This window comes from Synechococcus sp. RS9902, assembly GCF_014279635.1.
Taxonomy (GTDB): domain Bacteria; phylum Cyanobacteriota; class Cyanobacteriia; order PCC-6307; family Cyanobiaceae; genus Parasynechococcus.
Map to the genome: position 1 here is coordinate 2470870 of NZ_CP047949.1, position 10348 is coordinate 2481217.

Here is a 10348-nt window from a genome sequence, read left to right on the forward strand (position 1 = left end):
AAACAACAACGGGACGCAGATTCGGTGCCGTTGTTTTTTTCTTTAGAGGCGGAAGAAGGCGTAAAAAATGAAAAAAACCTTAGAAGACCAACCAATCAAACCGAATAAAAAAGCCGAGTCACCCTGTCCTGCAAAGGATCTGGGCCCAAGTGATAACAGTCATGCCCTAGGCTTGATGTAACAAGCCAGCAACGTCAGAGGCGGTCGCTGACATCGACAAGGCTGCCCTGCTCGTCACCCCAACCACCAGCAGAGAAGTTGACGGCGCCATCCACCTCGAGCTGCTCGTTGATCCAGCCAAGGATGACCGGCCCAACCTGTGCCGGGGACGGCTCACCGCGAAAACTGCGAAGGCTGAAGTGGTCTGCCCCCTGCACCAACACCAAGCGGTGACCCAAGCGCGCGGCCTTGCTCTCACGCATCGGAGCGATCGCTTCCGGACCCGAAGGCACCACCCAATCGCGGGTACCGCTAATCAGCAGCATCTTGGCCGGACGGCTCTCCAGGCGACTGCCGTCGAACAACAAACGCAAGGGCGGACTGACGGCCACAACAGCCTTGACCCTTGGATCAGCAACAGCGGCTTGGTTCACCCCCGACAGCCAACTGCACTGCAGCACCCAACTGATGTTTCGCTCCGAATCCTTAAGGTCGTTGCAACGGGCTTTGAGTCTGGAATCAACAGGAACCCCACCGGCCAGCTGGAGCGTGGTGGTGGCTCCCCAGGAGTGACCCACCACCGCAACGGCGTTGGTGTTCAACGTGGCGCCTGGCAGAAGACGCCCTGAACTGACCGCATCCAACAAAGCGGACACATCAAGGGGCCGAAGCCGCAACTCTTCAGGTCCAGGCGGCGGCGCATCACCGGCGAGCATCGCCTTCTGCTGATTGAAATCACTGCCAGGGTGGTCTGGCAGCAGCACGGTGTAGCCATGGGCAGCCAGCACCTCACCCCACTCTTCAAACGACTCCGGATCGTCCCAGAGCCCGTGGGACATCACAACCAAACGACCATTCCCAGGAGCCGCAGGCTGAAGCATGAGAACCCGCATGGGTTTGGGCCGATGGGGCACAGGCACCTGAACAACTTCACGGGACCAGGTGAGCCGCAATGGCTCCCGCAGAACGGCCGTCACGGATGCAGCCTCAACGGAACGGGCCAGGGCAACCCCCTCCTCAAGATTGGTTTTAAGCCGGTTGGCCACCTCAGCGAGGCGGGATAAATCGATCGACGCCTGCTCTCCCGGCAACTCCCTCAAAAAGCCAAGAATGTTGGGTTGCCCCCGGCGTTCAGCGCGAATCAGGGCTTCGGTCAGCATCCTCCCGCTGTCGTCCAGCTCAACCCCCTCCAGATCCACAACCTGAGTCGCCGCATGGAGGGCCTGCTCCAGCAGCGGCTGACCGGTCGATCGCGCCAGCAATGCCTTGGTCTCCAGGGGCAGTGGCGTAAGGAACACCTGGCGCAGCAGCGGCAACAACTTGCCTCCACTGGCCAATTCCAGATCCTGCAGATCCGGACTGGCCTGAATCAGTTGTTCAGCCGACTCACCGTCGGCGAAGTTGATCGTGATCTCCGTTTCCAGAAACGGAAGACGCAACACGAACCGCTCCAAAGCTGAAGCGGGAGCCCCACCAAGCGCCAGTGACATGCCAAACGCCAGAGCCGCCAGGTGGGTGCGAAGTCGGGCCATCAAGCCGCCAGGGAAACGGGGAGTTCTGGTGGATGCTGCTCCAAAACTCGAGCAAGGTAGCGGCCGGTATGACTGGTGGGGTGCTGGGCGACCTCTTCTGGAGTGCCGGTAACCAGGATCTCGCCACCTTTGTCACCGCCCTCAGGGCCGAGATCAATAATCCAGTCGCTGCAGCGGATCACGTCAAGATTGTGCTCGATGCAGATGATCGAATTGCCCTTGTCCACCAACCGCTGCATCACATCCATCAGCTTGTGCACGTCATAGAAGCTGAGGCCGGTGGTGGGCTCATCAATCAGATAAAGAGTCTTGCCAGTGGCCCGCCGTGACAGCTCCGTCGCCAGCTTCACCCGCTGGGCCTCACCCCCCGAAAGGGTTGGCGCCGGCTGGCCGAGCTTCACGTAGCCCAGGCCCACATCCACCAAAGTGCGCAAGCGATCAGCCGCCTGAGGGATGGCATCAAACACCTCAGCGGCCTGCTCCACCGTCATCTGCAGCACATCCGCGATGGTGTAGCCCTTGTATTTCACCTGCAGGGTTTCGCGGTTGAAGCGGGCGCCCTTGCAGACGTCGCACTGGACGTACACATCCGGCAGGAAGTTCATCTCAATCACGTTCACGCCCTGGCCACGGCAAGCCTCACAGCGGCCACCCTTCACGTTGAAGCTGAATTGCCCCACCTGGTAACCGCGGGCCTTGGCCTCCACCGTGGCGGCAAACACCTGACGGATCGGATCAAAGGCACCCGTGTAGGTGGCTGGATTGGAGCGGGGCGTGCGTCCAATCGGGCTCTGGTCGATGACGATTACCTTGTCGATCGACTTCAACCCCCGCAACTCCCCCAGACCCTGCGGAAAGGGCACCTTCAGACCCAGGCCGTTCTCCAGGGCGGGATGCAGAAGCTCATTCACCAGGGTGCTCTTGCCGCTGCCGCTCACACCGGTCACGGACACCAACCGGCCCAAGGGGAACTCAACCGAAACGTTCTTGAGGTTGTTGCGGTTGCAATCGATCAACTTGAGTGAGCGCGAACCGCTCTCGCGGCGTTCGGCCGGCGTTGGAATCGAGCGACGGCCACTCAGGTAAGCGCCGGTGAGGGATTCACTGCTGGCCACGAGGTCATCGAAACTTCCCTCCGCAACGATGTGGCCCCCATGGACGCCAGCACCAGGGCCGATGTCCACCACGTGATCGGCAGCACGGATGGTGTCTTCATCGTGTTCCACCACCACCAGAGTGTTTCCGAGATCCCGGAGCCGCACCAAGGTGTTCAGGAGACGGTCGTTGTCCCGCTGATGCAAACCAATGCTCGGCTCATCCAGCACGTACAGCACCCCGGTGAGACCAGCACCGATCTGAGTCGCCAGGCGGATGCGCTGGGCTTCACCACCGGAGAGCGTCATCGCCGGTCGGTCCAGGCTCAGATAGTCGAGACCAACATCAAGCAGGAATTTCAAACGAAGGCGGATTTCCCTGAGCACCAGATCACCGATCTGGATTTGACGGGCATTCAGCAAAGGCTCTGAACCCTCATGAGCCCCCACACCCATCAGTTTTTCGATCCGTTCCAGGGTCTGACCGACGCTGACGGCCGTGAGTTCTGGAATCCGATACGGCCCCACCTTCACCGCCAGGGCCTCGGGACGAAGCCGCTGACCGGCACAGCTGGCACAGGGCACCAACTCCAGATATTTCTCCAGCTTCTGGCGCTGGGACTCGCCACTGGCATCACGGAGCTGCCGCTCGAGGATCGGAAGAATGCCTTCGAAGGGTCGGGTGTATCCGCCTTTGCCTTTGCGGTAACGGCTGTCGGCCTGGATCAGAATCGGTTCGCGGCTCCCATTAATCAGCACATCCCGCTGCTCATCCGTGAGCTCATTCCATGGGGTCTTGATCTCGAAGCCGAAGGCCTCACCCACCGAATACAGCAACGAGAAGTAGTAGCTGTTGTCCTTCTCGGCCCAGGGAGCGACTGCGGAATACACCGGCTGCGTTGGGTCCGGAATCACCCGGTCCACGGTGAATTTGCGCAGATGGCCAATGCCATGGCAGGCCTCACAGGCGCCGTAAGGGCTGTTGAACGAAAACAGCCGCGGCGACAGCTCCTCCATCACAGCGCCATGAACAGGGCAGGCGAAGTTCTCGGAGTAGAGACGCTCCCGTTCAACGCCGTCGGGAAGCTCCTCCCCTTTCTTGGGAACCACCTCCACCAAGGCCAGACCATCGCCGCGTTTGAGGGCCGTGCGCAATGAATCGGTCAGCCGTTCCTGGATCCCCTCACGGGCCACAAGACGATCGACCACCACCTCAATGTTGTGGGTGTGGTTCTTGTCGAGCTCGATGTTGTCGGCCAGCTCGCGCACCTCACCGTTAATGCGCACCCGGGCGAAACCTTCGGCCGCCAAACCACTGATCAACTTGGTGTGGGTGCCCTTCTTGCCGCGCACCACCGGCGCCAACAGCTGATAGCGGGTTCCCTCCGGTAGCAGAAGGATCTGATCGACCATTTCGTCGATGCTCTGTGGCTTGATCGAACGGCCACACTTGGGGCAGTGGGGCTCTCCGGCGCGGCCGAACAGCAGACGGAGATAGTCCTGAATCTCCGTGACCGTGCCCACCGTGGAGCGCGGGTTGTGACTGGTGGATTTCTGATCAATCGAAATCGCCGGAGACAGGCCCTCGATGGCATCGACGTCGGGCTTATCCACCTGCCCCAGAAACTGGCGGGCATAGGCCGACAGACTTTCGACGTAGCGGCGCTGTCCCTCGGCAAAGATCGTGTCGAAGGCAAGTGAACTCTTGCCGCTGCCACTCACTCCGGTGAAGACCACCAGCTTGTTGCGGGGGATGGTGACGTCGACGTTCTTGAGGTTGTGCTGCCGCGCACCCCTCACTCGAATCACATCGTCCTGAGTCGCCAGCGGGCCAGCTGATTCAGCGATCTTGGCAGCAGCTCGCGCCATCAGGACCCGTTGGAAAGCTCAAGATCTTAGGAAGAACTCAAGCCTTCAAGCTGTTCGCTGGTCCAGCAGGCTCGCTGCATATGCATCGGCTTGATCGCCACCAGCGAGGTCTGCCAGCTCCTGGCGGCGTTCCTGAGTGTCCCGCAGTCGGGACACTCGCGAATGGGTAATGCCGTCTTCCACATGCTTGCTCACTCGGAAATGGTGATCGGCCACTGCCGCCACGAGCGGTTGGTGGGTGATGCAGAACACCTGACGCTGACGGGCCAGAGTCTGAAGCAAATCGGCCATGGCTCCACTGACGCGTCCACTGACGCCAGCATCGATTTCATCGAACAGCAGCGTGCTGGAGCCATCCACCGCGGCAAGGGTGGTCTTGAGCGCGAGCAGAAAACGGGACATCTCACCGCCGGACGCCACCTCCGTTAGCGGTGCCATCGGTTGGCCGGGATTGGCGGAGAACAAGAATTGAACAGCGTCCGCCCCATGCTCAGCCGGATCACAGGGGGTGAGATCAACCTTGAAACGCACGTTGGCCAGACCCATAGGTGGCAACAGCTTCAGCAACGAGGCCTCTAAGGCCTCCGCCGCCTTAAACCGCTCGCGACGCAGGGCCGCATTGGCCTGATCACGCGTCTGGCGACGGACGGTTTCGGCCTGTTGCAGGCGAGCGAGATCCGCCGCGAAGCCTTCCGATCCCAAACGATGAAGCAGCTCGTCGCGCCGCTGAATCAAACCGGCCAGATCAAAGCCGTAGCGGCGTTGCAAGCGTTTTAAAACCGACAGACGGTCCTGAATCCGCTCCAGCTGGTCTGGATCGCTCTCCAGCGCCAGACCGTATTGATCGAGGGAGCGCAACAAACCGTCCACACCAGCCTCGAGATCCAGCGCCTGATCCCGCAGGGGCTCAAGCGAACCATCCAGCTGCGCCATGGCCTGCAACTCCTGGATGCACGCCGCGAAATGATCCTGCAGGGAAGGCGCCTGATCCACGCCGTCCCGGAGACGCCCAAACAGCAAGGCCAAACCCTCCAGCAGCCTCACACCATGGACGAGGCGGTCTTGATCCTGTTCCAGCCGCTGCTGCTCGTCGGGGTCGTCGAGATCGGCAGCTTGCAGCTGCTCCAACTGCTCTTCCTGTTCAGCCTGCTCCTGTTCGGAGCGCTGCTGCTCCTGCTCAAGTGCAGTCAGGGCATCTGCAGCCTGGCGCCATTCGGTCCAGGCATCAGCCACCTGAACTTTGAGCTCAGCCAATGCAGATCCACCGAGACGATCAAGCCAGAGCCGTTGCTGCCCCGCCCGCGACAACAACTGGGTCTGTCCCTGAACCGTGAGATCAATCAACAACGGCCTGAGCTCAAGCAACTGCTGACGGTTCACCGTGCTGCCATTCAGCCGACAGCGACTGGAGTAACGATCACCCTCCTGCCGTTTCCATTCGCGGCTGATCAAAAGCTCCTCTTCGGGATCAAACTCCGCCGCGATCAACCACTGCTCGAGGGCTGGGTTGAGTTGAAACGCAGCCTCGATCCTGGCGCGATCCGAACCCGTCCTCAGCAGACGAATGCCGCTGGAACCCTGCGCTCCACCCAGTACCGCATCGAGGGCATCAAGAAGGATCGATTTACCGGCACCGGTCTCACCGGTGAGCACCGTGAAACCCGAGCTGAACTCCAGTTCAAGACTCTCAATCAGAGCGATGTTCTGCAGCAGCAGACCGGTGAGCACGTCCAGCCCTGTGATGATGCCGACCGTAGCGGCAGCTTGGTTCGTTTAGAAGGGGTGTCGGACATCCCGATGAATTGATGGCGCAGGAGCTCGGGGATTTCATCGAAGCCGCGGGGTTGCTCGAGTACGACCCCGCCGCCATCACACGTATCTATGCCGGCCATCCCCAACGGCTGATCCGCCGGCTCTGGCAAACCCTCGTACCCATCGGCCTATTGCTGCTGGGCGTCGCCTTCGACTGGATCTTCCAGTTGCTGAAGGATGAGGAACGGGCCCGGGCTCGAGCTCGCGAATGCGCTGAGCTTCTCGTGGATCTTGGTCCCGCCTTCATCAAGGCCGGCCAGGCCCTCTCCACCCGACCGGACATCGTCCCCCCGCTGCTGCTGGAGGAACTGGCCCAGCTCCAGGACCAACTGCCCGGCTTCGACAGCGGCCTGGCCATGGCCTGCATCGAGGAGGACCTGGGCGCACCGGTGGATGACATTTTCGAGCAGCTGGACCGGGAACCGATCTCAGCCGCCTCCTTGGGTCAGGTGCACAAGGGAACCCTCAAGGGTGGCGCAAGGGTGGCGGTGAAGGTGCAGCGCCCGGGGCTACGCGAACAGATCACCCTTGATCTGTACATCGTGCGCAACATCGCCGCCTGGTTGAACAGCAACATCGGATTGATCCGCAGCGACCTCGTCGCCCTGATCGATGAACTGGGGCGACGGGTGTTCGAGGAGATGGATTACCTCAACGAGGCCTCGAACGCTGAGACCTTCGCTGAACTGCATCAACACAACCCTCGCATCGCTGTTCCGACGATCTATCGCAACGCCACCAGCCGCCGGGTGCTGACGATGGAGTGGATCGACGGCGTCAAGCTCACCAACCTTGATGCGGTTCGCGAGCTCGGTGTGGACCCGGACGACATGGTGGAAGTGGGCGTGAACTGCAGCCTTCAACAGTTGCTGGAGCATGGCTTCTTCCATGCCGACCCCCACCCCGGCAATCTCCTGGCTCTGGAGGACGGTCGCCTCTGTTATCTGGACTTCGGGATGATGAGCGAAGTGAGCCGCGAGTCACGCACCGGCTTGATTCAGGCGGTGGTTCATCTTGTGAACCGAAACTTCGGGAAGCTCTCCAAAGATTTCGTCACCCTGGGATTCCTAGCGGAAGACGTGAACCTGGAACCGATTGTTCCCGCCTTTGAGAAGGTCTTCAGCCAGGCCCTGGAGGCCGGCGTCAACCGCATGGATTTCAAAGCGGTCACCGACGACATGTCCGGTGTGATGTACAAATTCCCCTTCCGGGTGCCGCCTTACTACGCCCTGATCATTCGATCACTGGTCACCCTGGAGGGCATCGCCCTCAGTGTTGATCCGAACTTCAAGATCCTCGGTGCTGCCTACCCCTACTTCGCCAGGCGGCTGATGGAGGATCCCGATCCCCAGTTGCGTCAGAGCCTTAAGGAGATGCTGTTCGACGGGGACGCCTTCCGTTGGACCCGTCTGGAAAATCTGGTGTCCAGTGCTGCAAGTCAAGCCCAGCTGGATCTGGAAGCCTTGCTCGATCAACTGCTCGACTTCCTGTTCTCACCCAAGGCAGGATTGCTTCGAGATCAACTGGTGACCGCCACAGTTGATCGGCTGGATGCTCTGGGTTGGTCAACGATGCAACGCCTGGGTCGACGCCTCCCCAAACGACTGCAACCCTCCGCCCTTGGCCAGACACCTCCTGGGCTCTCCGATCCACTGATGCAATTGGAGCCGGTGCGGGAGTTAATCCAGGTGTTGCAATCGTTGCCGGGATTCACACCCGACCTTCTCCTGCGTCGCATGCCGAGAGTGCTCAATGAACCAGACACCCGGCGCATGGGGTTCAAGGTGGCTCAGGGGCTGGCCGAACGGGGAGTTGTCCGCCTGGTGCGGGTCGCCGCTGGAGTTCCGGCCTAACTTCCGGCCAACACCTTCAGCGTGATGCTCCCCAAGCCCTTCACCCGTACCTCCCTGCTGGGCATGGCAGCGGGAGTTGGAATCGCTTGGAGCAGTGCCATGCAACCCCTGCAGGCCGCGACGGACGTGGCACTGGTGAGTGGTGCCTTTCGCCGCTCTATTCCCGTCAAGGAAATTGAACACCTGGCCGAAACCGGTGAAGCCATCGGCTTGCTGGGTGATCTGCTTGAACTGTCCAAACAGGACCCTCAGGAGGTTTCGCAGATGCTCAATCAGAGCCTCGAGCTTCCCCTGGTGCTCACAAGCCGTCTGATCAACACACGGATCGGTGAGGCCATCCTGCGTCGTGTCGCACGCATCATTTATCCGATCTACACACCGGAAGTTGAGGTGAGTGTTCCAGCGATCCGTGCCGGAGTAATCAGTGGATTACAGAGCGAAGATGGCCTCACGGCAGTGAGCTTTTTGAAGGGCTACCCCAATGCCTTCATGGCGGTGAATCTTCCCGCTCTGTTCGGGGTGATCGAAAAAGCGGAATCCATCGCCGGTCTGGTGCAATTTTTCTCCGACTCTCCCTTGGACGGATTGAAAGAAGCGCAACCCTGACCAAGCCCTGATCGGACGCCGCCTAGATTCCGGAAATCCCCCCATCCCAGCCGGTGTCCCTGTTTCAGAACCTCCGTCGGCGTTTCACTGCCACCCCTGTGATGCAGGACTGGCCTGGACTGATCGAGGCCTATCGCAGCTGGCTTCCGGTCAGCGATGCGACCCCGGTGATCAGCCTGCGTGAGGGCGCCACCCCTCTGATCCCCGTTCCATCAGTTGCGGAACAGATCGGCAAGGGCGTGAAGGTGTTCGTGAAGTACGACGGCCTGAACCCCACAGGGTCCTTCAAGGACCGGGGCATGACCATGGCCATCAGCAAAGCCAAGGAAGCCGGTTGTGAAGCGGTGATTTGTGCCAGCACGGGCAACACCAGTGCTGCTGCTGCGGCCTATGCCAGGCGGGGTGGGATGCGTGCCTTCGTCTTGATCCCGGACGGCTATGTCGCCCAGGGAAAACTGGCTCAGGCTCTGGTGTACGGAGCTGAGGTCTTGGCGATTCGCGGCAACTTTGACCGCGCCCTCGACATCGTTCGCGAAGCAGCAGAGAAGTATCCCGTCACCCTCGTGAACTCGGTGAATCCCTACAGGCTGCAGGGCCAGAAAACTGCTGCCTTCGAAATCGTGGATGCCCTCGGTGATGCACCCGACTGGCTGTGCATTCCAATGGGCAACGCCGGAAACATCACCGCCTATTGGATGGGTTTTCAGGAATATCAACAGGCCGGCCGGAGCCGGAGCCTGCCCCGAATGATGGGATTCCAAGCCAGCGGATCCGCCCCTCTGGTGAACAACACCACGGTGACGGACCCCGAAACCATCGCCACCGCCATCCGCATTGGCAACCCGGTCAACCGAGCCAAAGCTCTGGCAGCACGCGAAGCCAGTAATGGCGCGTTCCTGGATGTGACCGACGCGGAGATCATCGCGGCCTACAAGCTTCTAGGCGGCCATGAGGGAATCTTCTGTGAACCCGCCAGTGCTGCCTCTGTGGCAGGCCTGCTCAAACGCAAAGATGAAGTGCCAGCCGGCGCCACGGTGGTCTGCGTTCTGACCGGCAACGGCCTCAAGGATCCCGACTGCGCCATCAGCAACAACGACGCCGCCTTCCACACCGACCTCAATCCTGATCTGGGCACCGTCGCCAGTGTGATGGGCTTCTGACACACCGCCTTGCATCAACGCACTTCTGCCCCCTTCAGGGGGCTTTTTTATGGCCGTAAGACCAAACCAACCGACAAAGCGGCTGCGGAAGACGCCCGAAAACCATGCCAACACGCTGTGGAAAACAAGCGAGAACTATCCACCCGTTTGTCGCGCGGGTTTTCCACCGGCTGTGAAGAGGTGGAAAACAAAGCCTCACTCCCCATCCTGTGAAAAATTCTCCTCAGCCCTGGCTCATCGAAAACTGTGATGAGCACTGGGTT

At 60.5% G+C, this 10348-nt stretch carries 6 protein-coding genes; 3 read left to right on the forward strand and 3 right to left on the reverse strand.

Annotation, left to right across the window (positions count from 1 at the left end):
- Positions 1–194 precede the first annotated feature (194 nt).
- The 3 genes from SynRS9902_RS13465 to recN are packed head-to-tail and all read right to left on the reverse strand — an operon-like array spanning position 195 to position 6382.
- The gene (locus SynRS9902_RS13465; RefSeq protein WP_186509502.1) at positions 195–1691 is read right to left on the reverse strand and encodes an alpha/beta fold hydrolase; all 1497 of its coding nucleotides are present in this window, start codon (positions 1689–1691) and stop codon (positions 195–197) included.
- On the reverse strand, positions 1691–4654 hold the full coding sequence (gene uvrA, locus SynRS9902_RS13470) for an excinuclease ABC subunit UvrA (RefSeq protein WP_186509503.1): 2964 nt from the start codon (positions 4652–4654) through the stop codon (positions 1691–1693). The genes SynRS9902_RS13465 and uvrA overlap by 1 nt, the downstream gene beginning before the upstream one ends.
- Positions 4655–4699: 45 nt before the next feature.
- Entirely contained in the window at positions 4700–6382 is a 1683-nt protein-coding gene (gene recN, locus SynRS9902_RS13475; RefSeq protein WP_186509504.1) for a DNA repair protein RecN, read from the reverse strand.
- A gap of 77 nt (positions 6383–6459) precedes the next feature.
- On the opposite strand from recN, the gene SynRS9902_RS13480 reads away from it, so the two are divergent.
- From SynRS9902_RS13480 to thrC, 3 genes are all read left to right on the forward strand, one after another.
- Positions 6460–8319 (forward strand): AarF/ABC1/UbiB kinase family protein, encoded by a 1860-nt coding sequence (locus SynRS9902_RS13480; RefSeq protein WP_186509505.1) that lies wholly within the window; start codon positions 6460–6462, stop codon positions 8317–8319.
- A gap of 24 nt (positions 8320–8343) precedes the next feature.
- Positions 8344–8925 (forward strand): alpha/beta hydrolase, encoded by a 582-nt coding sequence (locus tag SynRS9902_RS13485; RefSeq protein ID WP_186509506.1) that lies wholly within the window; start codon positions 8344–8346, stop codon positions 8923–8925.
- A gap of 101 nt (positions 8926–9026) precedes the next feature.
- Positions 9027–10085: a threonine synthase gene (gene thrC / locus SynRS9902_RS13490; protein ID WP_186510676.1), complete on the forward strand. Its 1059-nt coding sequence runs from the start codon at positions 9027–9029 to the stop codon at positions 10083–10085.
- Positions 10086–10348 lie beyond the last annotated feature (263 nt).